Origin of the sequence: Virgibacillus chiguensis (assembly GCF_900129865.1) — a bacterium.
GTDB lineage: Bacteria > Bacillota > Bacilli > Bacillales > Amphibacillaceae > Virgibacillus > Virgibacillus chiguensis.
Genome location: NZ_FQXD01000010.1, coordinates 86,130 through 105,716, shown reverse-complemented (window position 1 = coordinate 105,716; position 19,587 = coordinate 86,130). Strand labels below are relative to the sequence as shown.

General features: G+C 37.4%; 17 protein-coding genes and 1 pseudogene. 7 read left to right on the top strand and 11 right to left on the bottom strand.

All coding sequences use genetic code 11. The annotated features are described in order from the left end of the window. Nucleotides 1-230 precede the first annotated feature (230 nt). Both BUB45_RS12330 and BUB45_RS12325 read left to right on the top strand, forming a co-directional pair. A complete protein-coding gene (locus BUB45_RS12330) occupies nt 231-653 on the top strand; it encodes a MarR family winged helix-turn-helix transcriptional regulator (RefSeq protein ID WP_073009747.1) in 423 nt (140 codons plus the stop codon). A gap of 13 nt (nt 654-666) precedes the next feature. Next, a complete protein-coding gene (locus BUB45_RS12325) occupies nt 667-1,269 on the top strand; it encodes an alpha/beta hydrolase (RefSeq protein WP_073009744.1) in 603 nt (200 codons plus the stop codon). 304 nt (nt 1,270-1,573) lie between these two features. Here BUB45_RS12325 and BUB45_RS12320 read toward each other — a convergent pair whose 3' ends face one another. From BUB45_RS12320 to BUB45_RS12310, 3 genes and pseudogenes are all read right to left on the bottom strand, one after another. Then, nucleotides 1,574-2,527, bottom strand: a complete 954-nt coding sequence (locus BUB45_RS12320) for a calcium/sodium antiporter (RefSeq protein WP_073009741.1) — start codon at nt 2,525-2,527, stop codon at nt 1,574-1,576. Between the two features lie 873 nt (nt 2,528-3,400). Continuing rightward, nucleotides 3,401-3,658, bottom strand: a pseudogene (gene tnpA / locus BUB45_RS12315) (IS200/IS605 family transposase); the annotation flags it as partial. A gap of 253 nt (nt 3,659-3,911) precedes the next feature. After that, nucleotides 3,912-4,766, bottom strand: a complete 855-nt coding sequence (locus BUB45_RS12310; RefSeq protein WP_073009736.1) for a VOC family protein — start codon at nt 4,764-4,766, stop codon at nt 3,912-3,914. Nucleotides 4,767-5,062: 296 nt separating this feature from the next. Here BUB45_RS12310 and BUB45_RS12300 point away from each other — a divergent pair, with 296 nt between their 5' ends. Further along, on the top strand, nt 5,063-5,821 hold the full coding sequence (locus tag BUB45_RS12300; protein ID WP_073009731.1) for a DUF3891 family protein: 759 nt from the start codon (nt 5,063-5,065) through the stop codon (nt 5,819-5,821). 394 nt (nt 5,822-6,215) lie between these two features. Here BUB45_RS12300 and BUB45_RS12295 read toward each other — a convergent pair whose 3' ends face one another. The 4 genes from BUB45_RS12295 to BUB45_RS12275 all read right to left on the bottom strand — a co-directional run bounded on the left by BUB45_RS12295 (nt 6,216) and on the right by BUB45_RS12275 (nt 10,681). Next, nucleotides 6,216-7,313: a mechanosensitive ion channel family protein gene (locus tag BUB45_RS12295; protein ID WP_073009728.1), complete on the bottom strand. Its 1,098-nt coding sequence runs from the start codon at nt 7,311-7,313 to the stop codon at nt 6,216-6,218. Between the two features lie 624 nt (nt 7,314-7,937). Beyond that, nucleotides 7,938-8,438 (bottom strand): NUDIX hydrolase, encoded by a 501-nt coding sequence (locus BUB45_RS12285; protein WP_073009722.1) that lies wholly within the window; start codon nt 8,436-8,438, stop codon nt 7,938-7,940. Nucleotides 8,439-8,554: 116 nt separating this feature from the next. After that, nucleotides 8,555-9,652, bottom strand: coding sequence for a radical SAM/CxCxxxxC motif protein YfkAB (yfkAB, locus tag BUB45_RS12280; protein WP_073009856.1), 1,098 nt, complete (start codon nt 9,650-9,652; stop codon nt 8,555-8,557). Between the two features lie 285 nt (nt 9,653-9,937). Next, entirely contained in the window at nt 9,938-10,681 is a 744-nt protein-coding gene (locus BUB45_RS12275; protein WP_073009719.1) for an EcsC family protein, read from the bottom strand. Between the two features lie 182 nt (nt 10,682-10,863). Here BUB45_RS12275 and BUB45_RS12270 point away from each other — a divergent pair, with 182 nt between their 5' ends. Continuing rightward, nucleotides 10,864-11,520, top strand: coding sequence for a GntR family transcriptional regulator (locus BUB45_RS12270; protein ID WP_073009716.1), 657 nt, complete (start codon nt 10,864-10,866; stop codon nt 11,518-11,520). 651 nt (nt 11,521-12,171) lie between these two features. Here BUB45_RS12270 and brnQ read toward each other — a convergent pair. Continuing rightward, nucleotides 12,172-13,530 carry a branched-chain amino acid transport system II carrier protein gene (gene brnQ, locus BUB45_RS12265; protein WP_073009713.1) on the bottom strand — a complete coding sequence of 453 codons (1,359 nt, stop codon included), beginning with the start codon at nt 13,528-13,530 and terminating at the stop codon, nt 12,172-12,174. A gap of 279 nt (nt 13,531-13,809) precedes the next feature. Here brnQ and BUB45_RS12260 point away from each other — a divergent pair, with 279 nt between their 5' ends. Continuing rightward, nucleotides 13,810-13,992 (top strand): hypothetical protein, encoded by a 183-nt coding sequence (locus BUB45_RS12260; protein WP_073009710.1) that lies wholly within the window; start codon nt 13,810-13,812, stop codon nt 13,990-13,992. Between the two features lie 102 nt (nt 13,993-14,094). Here BUB45_RS12260 and BUB45_RS12255 read toward each other — a convergent pair whose 3' ends face one another. From BUB45_RS12255 to BUB45_RS12245, 3 genes are all read right to left on the bottom strand, one after another. After that, on the bottom strand, nt 14,095-15,846 hold the full coding sequence (locus BUB45_RS12255; protein ID WP_073009707.1) for an ABC transporter ATP-binding protein: 1,752 nt from the start codon (nt 15,844-15,846) through the stop codon (nt 14,095-14,097). A 258-nt stretch (nt 15,847-16,104) separates the two neighbouring features. Beyond that, a complete protein-coding gene (locus tag BUB45_RS12250) occupies nt 16,105-17,709 on the bottom strand; it encodes an ABC transporter permease (protein WP_073009704.1) in 1,605 nt (534 codons plus the stop codon). Between the two features lie 13 nt (nt 17,710-17,722). Then, nucleotides 17,723-18,604 carry an ABC transporter ATP-binding protein gene (locus BUB45_RS12245; protein WP_073009855.1) on the bottom strand — a complete coding sequence of 294 codons (882 nt, stop codon included), beginning with the start codon at nt 18,602-18,604 and terminating at the stop codon, nt 17,723-17,725. A gap of 205 nt (nt 18,605-18,809) precedes the next feature. On the opposite strand from BUB45_RS12245, the gene BUB45_RS12240 reads away from it, so the two are divergent. Together BUB45_RS12240 and BUB45_RS20205 are read left to right on the top strand one after the other, a co-directional pair. After that, complete coding sequence (locus BUB45_RS12240) at nt 18,810-19,367, top strand: TetR/AcrR family transcriptional regulator (RefSeq protein WP_244527729.1); 558 nt, start codon at nt 18,810-18,812, stop codon at nt 19,365-19,367. A gap of 10 nt (nt 19,368-19,377) precedes the next feature. Next, the coding region (locus BUB45_RS20205) for a hypothetical protein (protein WP_212590771.1) at nt 19,378-19,587 on the top strand (210 nt) is incomplete at its 3' end.

Sequence of the window (19,587 nt, the reverse complement as noted above, 5' to 3'; positions counted from 1 at the left end):
ACATGTAGCCTTCATTAATAATATTTCATCTCGCTCTATCTATGTAAACTTTTTTAATCCATATACCTTTTTGCTTAACAATTAAAGACTTTCTGAATTCAAGAATTTAGGAAGTCTTCTGAACCATAAAACGGTAATCACCATACTTTGACACATGTTAGAAAACCATTTATATTTAATTAAGAATATATGAATTAATATATTTCGTAAGATAAGGAGAATGAACAACTATGAAAGAAAATCTATCGTTAAAAGCTTTTGTCGTATTAATTAAAGCGTCAAAAGCATTACAAGACTATGTTATGGAAGATATGAAGAATTATGGCATGAAGACTTCTGAATTCACTATTCTTGAAACGCTTTATCATAAAGGAAAACAAACCGTTCGGGAAATATCTGAAAGTGTACTAATTAAAACTGGCTCCATTACGTATGTTATTGATAAATTGGAAGAAAAAGGATTACTCCAAAGAAAACATTCCCAAGAAGATAGACGTGTCGTTTATATTGATATTACAGATAAAGGAAAACAACTGATGGATGAAATTTTTCCAAAGCATCAGCAAGTCATTGAAGAACTCTTTATGGATGTAAGTGATGAGCAAAAGAAAGTAGTTATTGACGTGTTAAAAAAAGCTGGAAAGCGTTTATAAGGAGAGATTTGAGATGAAACATATTTTTCAAAAAGGAAGCGCCCCTACAAAACCTACATTATTATTGTTGCACGGTACTGGTGGTACAGAACAGGACCTGCTTCCATTAGCTAAAAAAATAGATGAAGGGGCAAATGTCTTAAGCGTAAGGGGAAATATTCTTGAAAATGGCCTGCCTCGCTTTTTCAAGCGTTTAGCCGAAGGAATTTTCGATGAGGAAGACCTCATTTTTCGAACCAAGGAATTAAATACCTTTTTAGATGAGGCCGCGGAAACATATACCTTTCATAGAGATAACATCATTGCTATCGGATACTCCAACGGTGCAAATATCGCAGCAAGCTTACTTTTTCATTATCAACATGCACTTTGTGGTGCAATACTCCATCATCCTATGGTACCGCGTCGAGGTATAGCGTTACCAAATTTAGCTCATAAACATGTGTTTATCGCTGCAGAAATAAATGACCCTATTTGTCCAGCACAAGAGTCAAAAGACTTAACAAAAATATTAAAGGATGCCGGCGCAAATGTCCACTTGCATTGGGAAAATCAAGGTCACCAATTAACATTACAAGAAGTAGAAGCCGCAGCACAATGGTACCAACATTTATAAGCTTTTTTACGCTTACGTTTATTTGAATAGCTGACGATGTATGTAAAAGTGCGTGTTTCTTGCTCTCATTTCTGCGCCTGACTTGCTTAATCGACACGCACCTTGCTAATCTTTGTGCGCAACTTTCTTGATATGCCTCTCGCCTTTTTCCATTCCAGAGACAATTTTTTTGCAAGCGTGCGCCCGCTATTGCTTCACACAATGAGCGGGCGAATTTTTGCATGGAACGAGCGATTTTCTTGTTTCGACGAGCGATTTTCTAAGTCGCTTTGGAGAGCGACTTAGAAATGTTTCCAGTCTGTGTTTAATTTCTTACTATGATATACACCGTATAAACGATATAGCCTATAACTAATACAAGGCCTTCGCGTTTGCTAATGCGAAAGTTCGTGCGTGAAAAAGCAAGTAATAGTACGGTGATAGCAATCATTATCAAAATGTCGATAGTAATTTTCCCGCTGACTTCTAATGGAGAAATGACTGCAGAAGTTCCTAGGACGAATAAAATGTTAAAAATATTGCTTCCAACAATATTTCCTAAGGCTATTTCACTTTCCTTTTTTAAAGCCGCTGTAATGGAAGTTACCAGTTCTGGTAAGGAGGTTCCAATTGCTATGATGGTTAAACCAACAAGAGCTTCACTCATTCCCCATGAATAAGCAATGTCCTTGCCGTTTTCTACAACCATCTGACCACCGAGGACAATGCCTAAAAGCCCAAGAATGGTAATTGTAATGTTTTTTCCCCATTTAACGTCTTGAACAGCAGTAACTTCACTTCCATTTTCACGACTCTTTAACGCTACTTCAATGACATAGAACATGAAGACAGATAAAAACAATAAAAATACAAGCCCGTCACTTCGAGATATTGTATTTAAATTTAGTCCTTGCAATACTTTATCATTCATTAATATTAATAAAGTAACACTTGCAAGCAAAGTAAAAGGAATTTCTTTTCGAATTGTTTCATTCTCTACTTTAATTGGAAACAATACCGCTGCGACTCCAACCACAAGTGTTATATTAAAAATGTTGCTCCCAATAACATTCCCCATCGATACGTCTGCTGTCCCTTGTAATGAAGCAATAATACTTACCGTTACCTCTGGAGAGCTTGTACCAAATGCAACAATAGTTAAACCAATTAGTATTGGTGGAACTCTTAGTAGTCTGGCAATATTTGACGAACCATCTACAAAGAAATCAGCACCTTTTATTAATAAAACAAATCCAACAATCAATAGAACATACGCCATAAATGTGATCTTCCTTTTCTGTCAATTAGTATGTCATTCTGCCAAGAGGTAGTGATCAATTTCACAACCATCTTTTAATTTAAGTAACTGTACAATGTAACGTTGTAACGTATTGATGTACTATATGTAGCATTTCGCAGCTCATAAAATAATTACATTACCGCTTATAGGCTTATTCCCCTCATTTTAACGTTTTTAGCCAAGAAGTCTCCATCTTCAAGCGTGTGAAGGGTGAAATCCCAGCGGTAAGGTGGAGATGAATTGGCTTTCGGTCAAGTACGTCTTTAGACGTGCTAATTGACCGAACGCATGTTACCATAAGAGCATGAAGTGTTCTTTGAAAACTGGATATATGAGGTTGCATGGAGAAACTAATAATGCGAAAACCAAGCTAATCCTTCCATGCGTAAAATATCCTAGGTACGAAAGAAACTCCGATTCGTCGGACATCTAGGGCAGGAACTTCCCGAAGTAACGCTCATGGAGACGAAAGGTTGCTTTCGTCGTGGAAATGAGAAGCTCCCACTTCAAGCGAAGCTAAGTGGTGAGTAGTTCACTAACCACTACACATTTTAACGTATATGTAGCAAAAACGTTATTAGAAAGCCTTGAAAAAAAACACCATCGCTTTGCTTATACTATAAATCATAGTAATTTCATACTTTCTACTAGCAAAGAAAAAAGGCTCAGGGCGCCCAGTTAGCAACGTAGCAACTGGAACGAATCAACGAAAGTCTTAGGAATTATGCTCCTGCAACAGAAGTATGCCGGCGCCCTCTGTCAAACCCTCTTTAGTCCATCTTCCTATTTAGAACGAACCGATGATGACTTAGCTTAGGGCGATTTCGTGAAGTCACCTAGTGGCTGGGCGCTGGAGCCGGACGTGGTTAAATAACCCATAAATTGAGATACACTCTGTTTTGGTGGTATACTCACCAACATATGGACGTGGTCTCTGCATGCATTTACTTCGGGTATTTCAACATCTTTTCTTTCGCAGAGTTCTCTAATTATTTCCCCTATACTTTTTTTTATATTTCCATAGATAATTTGTCTTCTATATTTTGGTGCAAAAACTAAATGATACTTACATCTCCATTGCGTGTGTGCTAAACTATTCTTGTCCTTCATTGGACATGCCTCCTTCTATGGTGAGATTTGGTGGTCGGGAAACCAACCTTATCTTACCATGAAGAGAGGCTTTTTTGACCCCACGCTAGAAGCTTTCTGGAACCCCTGGCATAGACAGGGATTTTCTAAGACCATAACAAAACAAGCAAAGTCCCCTTCGCTTGTTCTAATATAACGCTTGTTTTTCTCCCTCACTGATTGTTAAAATCCCGTTGGATCTTTTCTCCTTTTGAAATCCAAATCTGACAGTAGCTTATACGGATAGAAAAATTTTATTTCCAGACGGGTCGTCAACGTATAACCCCTCCCCATCCTTTGCTCGAATCGAATGCCATCCCTTTTTCTTTAACTGATCATGAATTAGATCTATTGCTTGCGCTTTCGGAAATGCAATAGAAAAATACTTTAGACCAGCACTATATTTTTCTGGTGGTAGAGCATTTTCTCCATTCCAAACATTTATAGCAATATGGTGATGATAGTCACCAGTTGATAAAAATAATGCTCCTGGGTAATGGGCTACTTCTGTAAAACCTAGTATTTTCACATAAAACGCTTTCGCTTGTTCCAAATTGTTTACATGTAAGTGTATATGTCCTATCAGACTTTCCTTTGGTGCACCCTCCCAATTACTAGATGGTTCCGCCAACAATCCAGCTGTATCTAACTGATGTGTTGTCATCATTATTTGATCATCATCCCACTTCCATCTACTTGACGGGCGATCACGATACACTTCTATTCCATTTCCATCTGGGTCTGTTAAATAAATCGCTTCACTAACGTGATGGTCTGAGGCCCCAAAAGGAATTTGTTCCTCTAAACAAAACTGTAAGAATGATGCCAAATCACTTCTATTTGGAAGCAGTATAGCAAAATGATACAGCCCTGTTCTCCCCTGTTGTTTCGATAAAACAGATTCTGGCTGTTCCAAAGTTAATATTGGAGTAGCACCATTTGCTGACAGTACAGCTTGATGTTGAGATTTCTCTAATAAAGAAAAATCGAACAAATATTGATAAAATGCCAGTGAATACTCTAAATTTGTCACGTAAATCGAAACTTCGTTGACATGAGCCACCGAATGACCAAAAAACTTCGCCTCCATTACCGCACTCCCTTATAATTACCATTTAATATAAAGTTATTTATAGTAAGTAATTGTATAGGTAAAATAATTTCTTGTCAATCTATTCGTGTAAGTTTGGCATCTATTTCGTAAAAACACTTCCAAATGAGAAATGACTTTGGATTCATATATAGAAAAATAAGCTCTGCTAAAATCGCCATAACAGAATAGGATGAAATTTTATAGCAAGTATGTTCGTTTCCTTTCGTGTAAAATGAGGAATATATAATAAAAGCATTCATTTCTTACTTCCAATTAAAAAGGAGGCTGTTTCATTGATTATTCGTAAGCAACAAAATAGCTTTATCTTCATAGAGCAAGATCAACATGCTCGCATATCTGAAAGTATGATTAAACATTGGAACAAAGCATATTTACCGCAATCTCCATACCACGATTCAGCCATTTATGCCATCCAACAACATGATGTTGGATGGAGACCGTTTGATGAAGAACCATTTTGGAATGACCAATCGCAAGCACCTTACAATTTCACAGATTTTCCAACGCCGGCTAAGACAGTGTTATATACCGCTGGAATCGAAAAAGTCGCTTCCGCAGATTTGTATGCGGGTTTGTTATGCAGCTTACACTATACGCGGTTTCTTGAAAAAGATACTTCTTACTATAGTAAACAATTTGTTGATCAAGAAAGAAGGAGACAACAACGAATCATAAGTTCTCTGAAACAGTTTGATGAAGAAACATTAGCTATCCATCTTGATTTATTGCAGCTTTGTGATAATCTTTCTTTATTTATTTGCCTCAATAAACCAGGAGAAAACACGCACCCTTTCTTTAAAAATGGGATCCCATTATCAGCTAAATTGAAAGGCTTTACAAATCAACTACTAGAAACGACGTGGCAAGATAAACAAACAATTCAACTATCACAACTTCCATTTTCATCAGCAACAACATTCACTTACCCGTATAAGCAGGTGACGAAAACAGCTATTTACGAGCAAGGACTGATTTCAACATATAAACAAGCACCTATAAAAGAAATAGCTGTTACTTTTGTGCAAGGATAAAAGAACAGTAAGGATTTTCTCTCATTCTCCACGAACATAGCCTAAACGTATAAGCTAAAGCGGCTGGCTTCTGAAGGAAAAAGGGGGGGGTTACTTGATGTAATCTCCCACTTAAGCTTCCCCGTTCACATTTGCCATTATGAAAGTGTAAGTCTTACAATTCTTTCTATCTGCCTTCAAATTGTTGCAACACAACCATTAGAACCCATATCCATATTCAGCATTTTTAGCCAAAATGGTCTCATGCTTGTAGTTGTTCTCGTATCACAACTACATTCCGATGAAGTTTTCCATTCTCCTATGAATGTGACTTCAGTTAGTTGAATCATTATAATGATTTTAAGAGGCACTTACCTCACTTTGTTGTTGTGCCTTAAAGCTTTTATACTACGCCCTAACCTTCCTCCCCTCCCCTTACACGCTTCAAAAAGTTATCCGCTTCATTTGTGACAAATAATTTTCGTGTAGGCAACGCGATGGTCACTTGCTCTTTTTCCAAAATATCTAAAATCATTAGATTCACTTCTTCTCTAACTTGCAAATACGCTCCCCAATCCGTCGTATTCGTGAAAAAGTATAAGAATATATCTAAACCATTTTCCTGATATTGATCAAAATGAACAAAAATAGTCTCTTTATGAATCGCTTCGTTTGCTAACAGTTTTTTTCTAATTTGCGCAATCACATTCTCCATTCGATCTCTTGGAGTGTCATAGGTCACCCGTAAATTAAATGTAATTTGTCGCTTTTCCATTTTACTCCAATTTGTGATGGATTCATTAGCTAGCGTTGCATTGGGAACGGTAACGAGTGCTTGAGCAAATGTACGTATTTTCGTACTACGAAAAGAGATATCTTCTACCGTTCCTTCTACACTTGGGGTTAAAATCCAATCATCAATCGTAAATGGTTTTTCCGTGATGATGATGATCCCACCAAAGAAATTAGCAAGCGCATCCTTAGCAGCCAGTGCGAAAGCTAACCCTCCAATACCGAGACCTGCAACAAACCCATTGACATCATAACCAAATTCCTGGGCAATAATGCTAAAACAGATAGCAACGATAATTAACCTCACTGCCTTTGATAAAAAAGGGATTAAAATAGAGTCGATATTAAATTGAAATTTTTCATTCAACTTTGTAAAGAGCAAGGAGGAGGAAGAAGATAGATGAAATAACCCCCAGCCAAATATAAAAATAATGGCAGAACGAATCACTTGCAGAAAAAAAGCGTTTGTATGATGAACATATGGAAATAAGACCACAGCAATATATAAGCCCATAATGACAATAAGCCCTTGTATAGGTCTTTCAAAAGAAGCACGCAACTGAACAAAAATGCCGTTTAATGTATGATTACTAATTTTCAATAACAATGCAAATAAATAACGAGTCGCTCGTTTGCGTAAAAAGAAAAAAGTTAGTAATACAATAATCGATATACTGCTATGAATGATTTTTTCATATGCTTGCAAAATATCCCATAACATAAACCAACCTTACCTCCACAACATAATGTCTTCCTTGCTACTATGTATATAAGCTATTACAGGAAATTAGACATACAGGTTTGTGAAAATATCGTTCAGTAAAAAGAGAAGTATGCCAATAAAGGGCAACCATAGCAGGGGTTCTATCATTCCTATGAATTGTGGGGTTCAACTGCTGATATGTATAGCTACGCTTTGCATCTTTCTTACAAGCACAATAAAGGAGTTATCAATTATCCCACTTTCTGTCCCCTTTCCTATAACACAAAAAACACGGCATAAGTACCGTGCTTTTTTGCTTCCATTAATCTGTATTTCATCTATACTTTGAATGGATAAATGGAAGGAGGTTCCAATCAAAGCGCCTACTACAATGACAATCGCAAGGAAATAATTACCCATAATTTCCCATAATTTCCCATCCGTCTTCACTAAATAGATATGTTAAAGCGAAAAAAATGAATGATGCCAAAGTTACCACGATTACTGTAGTCAAGTACGTCATTTTTTTATAATTTTTGTTTAGTAAAGTCCGAGAAGTAAAATAAAAAACAACACTCCGCGAATGAAGCAGAGTCTACATTTTAATGGTATATACCCAACACCAAAATATTGTTAAATATTTTAGCAATATCTAGGTTTTTTGGAGGGTACTAAGGCGTAAAAATCGTGGATGGTTGGAACAATTTGTCCTCGTTCCCTCATTTGTTGATAGGTTTGTTTCGTCACCCATTTCGCATCTATAACTTCTTCCGGTTGCAGGGTAAGTTCTTCGATGGCAATATTCGAAAAAAACAACCACGTGTCAAGATGATGATTTTCTCTAACCTCATGCTGAAGTAACTGCGCAGTTTCCATTTGCAAAGGCAAACCTAATTCTTCAGCTACTTCCCTACAGGCACCTTGCAAACTATTTTCTCCAGCGATCACAGAGCCACCTGTACATTCCCAATAACCTCCATATGACTTGTCTGGATGCCGTTTGGAAAGCAACAATTCTCCTTGTTCATTTTGTATCCAAACGTGAACAACTAAATGATATTTCCCTTTAGGTATTGGCTCCCCTCTCGTATGTATCTCCTTCAGTTTGTTTCGGTTCCGATCATAAAGATCCCATACTTCCATCCAATCCCCCTCCAGTATATGTCATCCAAATGTTTCGTTATCGCCTACTCTTTTAGCGAAAGATGGGCCTATTTCCTTATCCTATCATGTAGTTCAAAACTACCTATACAATTTTCTTATCGCTTGATCCTTGCTTGTCGCTGTTGAAAATCAACGTCTTTGTAATATGTGTTCTTTACTAATACGTTGGGGCCAAGACATTTTACAGCAGGACAATGGCAGTTAAGAGATGTAGCCGTTTCGGTTGCCAGCCAGCGCTCATAAGCCTCCGGTAAACGAGTCGTTTGTACATTTCCGAGCTTCGGTTCATCACCAAAATCCGTTACAATGATGTCCCCGGAAAATATATTCACATTTAAGCGAGAACGACCATCTGGATCATTTCTTACCGAAACATTCTTCGCTTTAAATATACGTTTTTGCAGTTCTAAATCAGCCTGTGACGAGCTACATGGATAAAACGGCAATGTGCCAAATAACATCCAAACTTCTTGGTTTCGATGATTAAGTAATCGTTCTATTCCAGTACGAATTTCATCCAAAGTCAACGTTTCTAAGTTGCTTGCAAAATCAACGGGATACATCGGATGAATTTCATGTCTTGCACAACCCATCTCCAGAACATGATCGTGTATGCTCTCCAAATATGGATACGTACGACGATTTAACATCGTTTCGGCTGATACCATGACACCTTCCTCGGATAATCGTTGTGCATTTTCTACCATTCTAGAAAAATATTTTTTCCGGTTTTCTAACGAAGGTTTTCGCTCCATTTTTGCAAATCCTGTTTCCGCAAACTCATCGGCAGTGCCCCAGTTATGAGAAATATGTAAAACGTCTAAATACGGAATAATAGCTTCATATCTACTATATGGTAACGTCAGATTCGAATTTATTTGCGTTTTCACACCACGATGATGAGCATAGCGCAATAGTGGCACAACATGTTCGCGCACCGATTTTTTGGACATCATTGGTTCGCCACCCGTTATGCTTAATGTTCGCAAATGGGGAATTTCATCCAGCCTTTGCTGCAATAATTCCATTGGCAATGCTTCTGGGTCTTTCGCTTGCAATGTGTAGCCAACAGCGCAATGGGCACAGCGCATATTACAAAGCGTTGTTGTAGTAAATTCAATGTTTGATAATGTCATCTTTCCATGCTGTTCCACATCTAAATATGCTTCCCAAGGATCATAGGAAGGTGACATTTGTTTCTTCGCTTGTATTTGTTTCACACGTAAAACCCCTTCTACTTTGGTTAGAAAACTTTACTTGTCGCCAAGTCATATGGCGAAAGCTGTCATTTTCTTATACGATCATCCTGTAAACTTTTATTTCCTATCGTGTTAGAAAAACTTGGTTTAGCGCCAACTCTTTATGGAAAAAAACGACGCCTTCTGTCTAATTCTACTATCGATAGCATAAAAATATCATTTATTTTACATGTTTGAAAAGAATCTGTCTATATAGCCAAATACCAACTGCTTTTTACTTTATTCTTGTTTAGAAATGAAAGACCCACCACCCGGATGTGTCAGTAGACGTAAGCGATATGCATTCATCGCCGTGTCTCCTAATTGGTCCAATAAATTGTAGTTAGCATATGCACCGACTATCGCACCAAATCCTGGCACCATTTGCAGTAATTTTACCAAGTCGATATAATCGCGATATTCTTGTTGAAACACTTCCCAATCCATTTCAACTAGCTTATGTTTTTCCTGCTCCCAATTTTCAATCGTATACATCGTTTGTTTTCGCATTTCATCGCGAGAAAAAGCAAGCTGGAAAACATGTAACATAAATAACCGTTCTTCGTATTCTTTTGTATCAAAACCATAGATAGCCGCAGTTTCAAATAAAAACTTCACCTTAATAGACAATAAGAGTGGAAAGTCTGCCAAACCAAGAAATATACCTCCTGCTCCTGTTCCAGCCCCCTCAATCGTAGCTGTTTTGCGATAGCTTTCTAATTTTTCTTTTACTAGCGCATCCTGCTTGTATAAACTTTTTTCTGGAATAAGCGCTTTTTTAGTCGTAAGTTGCGATCCTACTAGCATAGTTTTCACCATATTTTTAATGCTTTCTGTAATAAAACGTTGCGCCTTAGCAGGAATCCAACTATTTATTTTCGTTTGCGCTTTTTTAGATACTTGATGAAACAGATTAGGATTTTGATACATCTTCTTTCGCCACTGCGCGAGTTCACGTTGTACAGACTGTTCGTAAGCATCCATAAAATAAAGCCTCCTTTATTGTATAAGAAAAACGACAGCGTTTTTCCGCCATACGACTTTCGACAAGTAAAGTTTTTCAAAAAGGGAAAAGAACACAAATATATTGTATATTTCCATGACTTCTTATTTTAATGTATACTATTGATTATACAATATATTTATTCGGTAAAGGGGGAAAAGAGATGCCTATACCTGTAAATCATTCGAAACCTGTTCGACAATCAGCAAAAGAAAGCGCATATAATCAAATACAGCAATGGATTATTGATGGTACATTACAGCCCGGTGAAAAGCTGAATGATTCAGAATTAGCGCAAGCATTGGGGATTAGCAGAACACCAGTGAGAGAGTCGCTGCAACTATTGGAAACAGAAGGATTTGTTCAAATGTTTCCTGGAAAAGCTACACAAGTAACCGAAGTGGAAAAAGAATCGATGAAAGAATTGCTACCGCCTTTAGCTGCTTTGCAAGCTTTGGCTGCTGAATTAGCGGTAGACAATTTAACGACAGATGTCCTCGACTTGCTAGAAACAACGAACGACAGATTTGCAAAAGCCATTCATTCCGAAAATTACTATGCCGCATTAAAGATCGATGAAGAGTTTCATCAAATCATTGTTGATATAGCAAACAACCCTTACATCCAGCGAATTATTGCACATCTGCAAGCGCATGTCAGACGATTATTTTTTCATAACTCCATTGTTTTAACTGAAAAATCGATCGAAGAGCATGCAAAAATTATTGAACTAATAAAAAACAGTAACAAAGAAGCATTATCACCAATAATGAAAGAGAATTGGTTACGAACGATAGACGAAATTGAATCATCACAATAAATTTATACAGGAGATATAAAAGAAACTCATCTATACCTGACAAAGGCGTAGTCAACTGTAAACCCAACACGTAGTAAATCATGAACTTGGCTCACGCCAACCCTTCAGGTGCATATATTCGTCCGTTATCATTCGCACCACCTTTCGCAATATGACCGCATCTCCCCCCCTCATAGCATAGAATTTTACTATTTGCAACAGCAATCCTCTATGTTAGAAATTTGGCTATTTGTTAAGCTTTTCATAGCGAAAACCTTCTTTTTTGCTAATTAGTGGGAGGTTTCTTTTATCTTCCACCGCTTATTTAATTGCTCAAAAATATGACCTAAAGGCCGCTTACGAAAAATAAATAAGTTTTGTACTCTACTACTTACACCTAGCTCCCATCTTCCAATTCTTAAAATGGAATTTTACAGCATCTTATCTACAGGATAAAAACGAAAATGATCTGCTCGCATATTTTTGCAGCAGATCATTTTCACATATGAATAATAGCGAATTGGCTCTTAATGGAAAAACCACTCAAAATTGCTGAAGTCACACTCTTTAAACATAATATAGTACAAGTTTAGAAAACTTAGCTTTGTGCAAAATCATATGGCGTGGTTTTGACTATCAGAAATATATACCTTCTATAACGAAACATGAACGTTAAGAAGCATGAACCGTAGAAGGCTTTACTAATCTCAAAACCGTTCCAGATATAATCAATACGATAAAAGCAGGTAATAGCCAGCCAAGCCCTTGATTGTAAAGAGGCAACATCGATTCATAAAAAGAAACAATTGGCTTTAACCATGGAAAGTACGCGATACCTAACGTCTCACATAATGTTTTCAAACCATCAACTAAACTAATGCCAAAAGTCACTAAAGTGACGGAAACATAAACGGCTCTTTTATGGTGAAACAATGGTGATAGAAACGCTAATATCATTAACACAATGGCAAGTGGGTATATCAACATTAAAACGGGTATTGAATATTTTATAATGTTAGCCAATCCAAAGTTCGCAATGGTAAAAGTAACAATTGTAAACAGTAATACGAACTTCCGGTAACTTAACTTCGGATATAAAGAATGGAAATATTCCGAACATGCAGTTGTTAAGCCAATACTCGTTGTTAAACAAGCTAACGTAATAACGATCGCAAGTAAAATCATGCCAGCTGTCCCAAAATAATGTGTCGCTGCACTACTTAAAACGGGGCCGCCTGTGTCAAAAATACCATAGACACTCGTACTCGTAGCTCCTAAATAAGCAATTCCGACATAAATAGTAGCAAGTAACGCAATTGCAACAGTTCCTGCCTTCGCTGTGGTGCGCATAATTTCTGTTTTTGATGTTACTCCAAAGGAACGGATAGCTTTAATCACTATAATCCCAAATACAAGTGATGCCAGTGCATCCATCGTATTATAACCTTCTAAAAACCCTTTAACAAACGCTCCACTCACATAACCGTCTTGCGGCATTTCAGCTGGCCCCATCGGGTTAACAAAAACAAACGTCAATAATACAAGTAGTAATATAACAATTCCTGGAGCTAACAGTTTACCGACATAATCGACAATTTTTGCTGGATATAGTGAAAATAGCATCGTTATAACAAAAAATAGAAAAGAAAAAATAAATAGTCCGATTTGTGAGAATTCTTCAGCCGTAAAAGAAGAAAAACCAACATCATAAGCAACTGTAGCTGTACGTGGTGCTGCAAAAAAAGGCCCAATTGTTAAATATAATACAGATGTAAATAAAACACCGTAAACAGGATGAATTCTTCCAGCTAAATCCTGTAAACTTTCACTATTTGAAAAACTCATAGCTAAAATACCTAATAGAGGTAGTCCAACTCCTGTAATCAGAAATCCAGCTACTGCTTGCCAAATGTTACCTCCCGCCAGTTGACCAAGTTGGGCGGGAAAAATTAAATTACCTGCTCCAAAAAACAAGGCAAACAACATAACGCCTATTGCTGTATAACTAGAAAAAGATAGTTTTTTATTCATATATTATGTTCTCTCCCGATGTTAAAATAGTTAAACAATATAATATGCAATATATCGCTGATGACATACATCATACTATGTTTTCGACAAACATGCAATATATTACTTAAATTATTTCAACATTTCGACATGAACGAAGAGAATTGTCACTATTTATTAATAAATCTGGTTATTATAGACAATTCTCTCCTTACAGATAATCCGTATTGTTTGCAATTCGAACTTCTCTTGCTCTTTTGCTTCAATATAATATAAAACATATCATCAGGAGGATCTATTATGCAAAGAATCCATGTTATTCATGTAATAACCGCGTTTACGATTGCTACAAATGCTTTAATGGCTGTGTTCTTAATCGATAATCGCAATCTCATTGCTTGGATAATAGCTCTTTCCACCACGCTTCTTCCGTTTGTTGGAAAGAAAATAGAAGTGCAATCATTGGAGGAGACAAATAGCTAGGGGGGAAAATGTAATGCCCACATGATTGATTATTAGTTTCCTATAGTGCAAAAATAAGCTAGCCCATCATCAGTGAGCTAGCTTAAAAAGCTTACACACTAGCTAGTTACTGTTTTCGCCATTCGTTAATTGTTGCTCAGCAAACTCTCGATACAAAGTATGTTGCTCTAATAACACTTCATGCTTTCCAATACCTGTAATCTTGCCATTTTCTATAAAAATAATCTTATCTGCGTTTACAATCGTCGCTAATCGATGCGCAATAACAAACGTTGTCCTTCCGTGCATTAATTTTGTTAACGCCTGTTGGACAATTCTTTCCGATTGACTATCTAAGCTCGCAGTAGCCTCATCCATCATCAATATTTGTGGATCTCTTAGAAAAGCGCGAGCAATATTGATACGTTGTCGTTGCCCGCCAGATAATTTAATACCTCTTTCTCCTACTTTCGTATCCAATTGATCAGGAAATGCAGCAATAAATTCATCGGCATACGCCATTTTAGCTACCGCCCATAGCTGATCATCTGAAATAGCGTCTACTTCTTCTAGCCCGTATGTTAAATTTTCACGAATCGTTCCAGCCATCATAGCACTTTCTTGAGAAACATAACCAATTTGCTTTCGCCAATCTTTGAGCGAGATCGTTTGTATGGAATGATCCCCAATCAAAATATCGCCTGACGTAGGAAGGTAGAACCTTTCTAACAAACCAAATAAAGTTGTTTTTCCACCACCACTAGGACCAGCAAAAGCAACCATTTCCCCTGGTTTTGCAGTAAACGATACATCTTCAAGCACCGTATCGTTCCCTTCATACGCAAACGAAACATGTTGCACATGAATCGGTTCACTCACCTTTTCCTTAACAAAGCCTTCTCGATCGACTTCTTCAGGTAAATCCAAAATCGAAATAATTCTCTCTGTAGCCCCTTGTGCTTTTTGCAATTGGGTAAAGAACATAGCAAATGACGTAATCGGCATCACGATTTGAAATAAATAAAGTAGGAAGGCAACTAGCGAACCCGTTGACATGGTTCCATTAGCTACACGAATTCCTCCATAACCAATAATGAGGACAACTACTGCCATAATGATAAAATACATCAATGGCCCAATCAAAGCTAAAATTTTTGACTCTTTCAAGCCAAGTGTAAGTAGCTTGCCAATCCCTTGGACACCTTTTTTCGCCTCATATGGCTCTGCAGTAGAAGCTTTCATCAGTCGTATTTCACTTAATGTTTGCTGAATATCTCCAGAAAAATTTGCTGTTTCGTCCTGCAGGCTTCGAGAAATGGACGCCATTTTTCTCCCAAGAGGTATCATAAAAATAATTGTCACAGGTACAGAGATAAGCATAATGAGCGTCATTTTCCAATCCATAATTAATAAAATAGCAACCGCGCCGATAATCGAAATAATCCCGCTGATAAACTGTGGAAAGTGTTGGGAAATAAGATCTTTCACAATCCCAGTATCATTGACTACACGACTAACGGATTCCCCACTTTTCGTTCGATCAAAGTAGCTCACTGGTAATTTAATAAGCTTTAACCACATGCGTTCACGAAGCCTGGCAACAATTTTTTGACCTACTGCAGCTAATAGATAGGTGGAAACACCATCAATAATGGCCTGCAAAATAAATACAATCCCGATGACAACAACGAGCGTCCAACTTAAGGTAGCTACAGAAAAACCATCCACTAGCTCTCTCGTTAACAACGGTATACTTAAACCAACGATTGTTGTAATTATACTTCCTACAAGCCCCATAATAAGGGAGACTTTTGGGATGTTGGTAGAACGAATTAAAGTGATAAAAGATGTAAAACGACGTTTATTATGTTCCATATGTAACGCTACCTCCAGCTTCCATAAGCACTCAACTTCATTTATACATGAAAAAGCCGAACAACCTTCATGGCATTATGTTAATTATACCAAATGCTCATTGTATTATATACTTATACATTAGCATATGACGTTACGTTATACGCAATATAGTTTTTATTTGGATGCATATGAATGCTTACTTCAAGCTATATGGACAGCTTTGTCATGAAATCGCGCACAAATATTAAGCATTAAAATGAAAGCCGCCTTATAAAATTACCCTTCTAGATCACGCTTTCGGTAGCCAATAAAACCGATGAACATAAAAACAACCGCTAGCAAGGTTAAACTTACGGTCACTCCCCAATCCATATCTTCAATAGGTAGTTGAGGAATATGTCCGAATGGAGATAACTTCATCATCCACTCAGGGAATTGTAGGAGATTTCCTAAATAAACAACAATGAACGAATACAACAAATAACCCCAAACAAAACTTGAAAACTTCACTGATATTCCAATTAACGTCACTGTAATTCCAAGCATGACCCATACAGCAGGTAAATAGACGATAGCAGCTTTATACACAACCATAAAGTCCAATCCGTCTTCTACAACTGCAGTCCCTGCACTCCATAAACCAACTGCGGCAAGAGAGATCATAAAAAACGCTACGATAAACGCAATTGCTAGAGAACTACCGATTAAACGCGGACGAGAAACAGCACGGCTAAGGAAATGTTCCGTACGGTTCTTTTTTTCTTCACTAATGATTTTCAACATAGCAAGCAATACGGGGATCGTGCTGATCATTGCCATAATGCTCATCAGCATAGTAATGAATTGTTCCATTAACGTATATCCTTCCACCGGATTTAACATTTGTTGCATCATATCCACATCAGCAAAAAACGAGTCTAAGTCTCCAAGTACTGAACCGTAAGACACACCTATAGCAAATAAAGCGATTGCCCAGGCAATCATTGTTGTGCGTTGAATACGAACAAACAATCCAATAGGTGTAGTCAACCATTTCGATGCCTGCCTTCTCCCACCTATTGCAGGTAGAAAGCCAGCACCCATGTCTCTAATATGATGTAAATAAAGAGCGAGTAACCATAAGAAGAACGAAGCCATAATGGTAATCAGCACTGGCCACCAATAATTGGAGACGAAAACTTCTCCACCTAAAATCCAGCCTAATGGCGAGAACCAAGATAACGTCTCATTACTGACGTCTCCAATTGCTCGAACGATATACGCCATACCTAAAAGTAAAAAAGCAAATCCATTTGCACCTCTAGAGCTCTCAGACAACTGCGCAAAAACAGCGGTAATTGCAGCAAAGAAATAGCCAATTGCTCCGAGTGAGGCTCCATATAATAAGGAACCTTGGACATCGATACTCTCTATTCGAAGCGAAAACAACCCTATACCTACTATTAAAGCTAATAGTAGATTTATTACTAAGGCAAAGTTTTGCACGGCACCCAAGTTGGCTAAACGCCCTGTGGGAAGTGATCGGATAAGCTCCATCCGTCCATCCTCTTCTTCTGCACGGGTATGGCGAGTTACTAACAAGATACTCATAACAGCAACGATAATCGCTGTAAATAATAGCATTTGATGAGCCATCATCGCCCCAAATGTATAGTCATCTAATCCGTATCCTTTCCCTACCATCGCCGTCATCGCTGGATTATGCATCGTTTCAGCAATTGCTTGTCTTTCTGCCTTATTATCATATAAATCCGTGAACGATACAGCAATCGTTAACGTTAACATAACGATAGAAAGAATCCAAATAGGCATTCTAATACGATTTTGCCTAAAAAGAAAGCGTGATAAGCGCCCCGTTTGTTTCCACAGTAAGTGACTCATACAATCCCTCCCCTCATTTTCCTTCATAATGCCGCATGAATAAATCTTCTAAAGTTGGCGGAGCGCTTTCTAGTTTTATAATTCCAAACGTGCTCACATACCGAATAATTTGATCTAAATTTTCTGTATCAACTTGGAATGTTACTTCAACGCCTTCTTTTTCTATTTCATGGACGCCAATTTGTTTTCCCAAATCAAGAATCGGCTGTTTCGTTTCCACTAGTAAGTTTGTACGCGTTAAATGTCGCATTTTACGAAGAGAGCCTGATTCAATGATTTCCCCTTGTCTAATAATTCCAACGTGATCACAAAGTTTTTCCACTTCTGATAATATATGGCTAGATAATAAGACGCTTTTTCCTGCTGCTTTTGCTTCCATCACACAAGATTGAAAAACCTGCTCCATTAATGGATCGAGTCCAGATGTTGGCTCATCCAATATGTATAAGTCGGCTTCTGAGGAAAAAGCAGCTATTAACGCAACTTTTTGCCTATTCCCTTTTGAATAGGTGCGACATTTTTTGCTAGGATCTAAATCAAAACGTTGGATAAGTTCTTCTTTACGGTTATTCTTAACACCACCACGTAATTGAATAAATAAATCAATGACTTCACCGCCAGATAAATTTGGCCAAAGATGCACATCTCCTGGCACGTAAGCCGTCCGTTTATGAATTGCCACCGCATCTTTCCAAGCATCCATCCCAAAAATGCGTGCTTCCCCACTCGTTGCTTTCAAAATCCCTAACAAAACACGAATTGCAGTCGATTTTCCTGCTCCATTAGGTCCAATAAATCCATATACCTCCCCTTCATTCACGTCTATATTGACTTGATTTAAGGCAGTGAACTTTCCAAAACGTTTGGTTAAACTTTTTGTTTGTAAAACTGTCATCATTTATCATTCCCTTCAGGTTTATAAAGCGAATACATGGTACGCTAATGTATAATATGAAATAAATTTACTTATATATTTCATATTATACAATTTATGATACATTTACAATAAGATATGAAATATTTTTGTTGTTTTATTTCATTTCTTTTAATACACTAGTGTTGAGGTGAACTACATGGATGGGTTTCAAAGAAGGCGTGAAATGAAAAAAGCGGATATTTTACAAGCAGCGCTTCATCTGTTTATGGAATACGGGGTACAAAAAGTATCGATAAAAGAAATTGCCAGTAAAGCAGATGTTTCTCAAGTTACCATTTATAACTATTTTGTCAGCAAAGACATTCTAATAGATGAAGTCATCAACTATTATATAGATCTTGAGTTAGCAAATTTTGAGCAGTTAATAAAGAGCAATGATACATTCCCACAAAAAATAAAGGCGGTTATTTTTAATAAAAGCCAAACAGCAAAACAGATAAATGATAACTTTTACCAAAAAATTATGGAGATATATTCTAGAAAAGATAGTTATATTCAAGATGTATACAGTAAAAAAGCAGTGCCCATGATGATGGATTTTTTTGAAGAAGGGAAACGACAAGGCTATATCGACCAAAACATATCGAACGAAGCATTGTTTGTTTATTTACAAATCTTTCAAGAAGCTTTTCAACGTAAAGAAGTGTTTCAACAAATTTTACCCATAACAGAAGACATTACAAAGCTTGTTTTTTACGGTATTGTCGGAAATAATGGGTAGGCAGAAGAGTATGAAGCATCGGATGATTGCTTCATACTCTTTTTTGTCTAAAATGACATATCCGAGCAAGCTTGCCATCGATTGGCAAGCGACTTGCTGCGTGGAACAGCAATTTTTTCAGGAACAGGAGCGCTTTTCGACGGGCATGAGCGGTTTCCCTCGCGGGGCTGAGCGCTTTTCCGACGGACGGGAGCGTTTTCCGAACGAGGAGGAGCGCTTT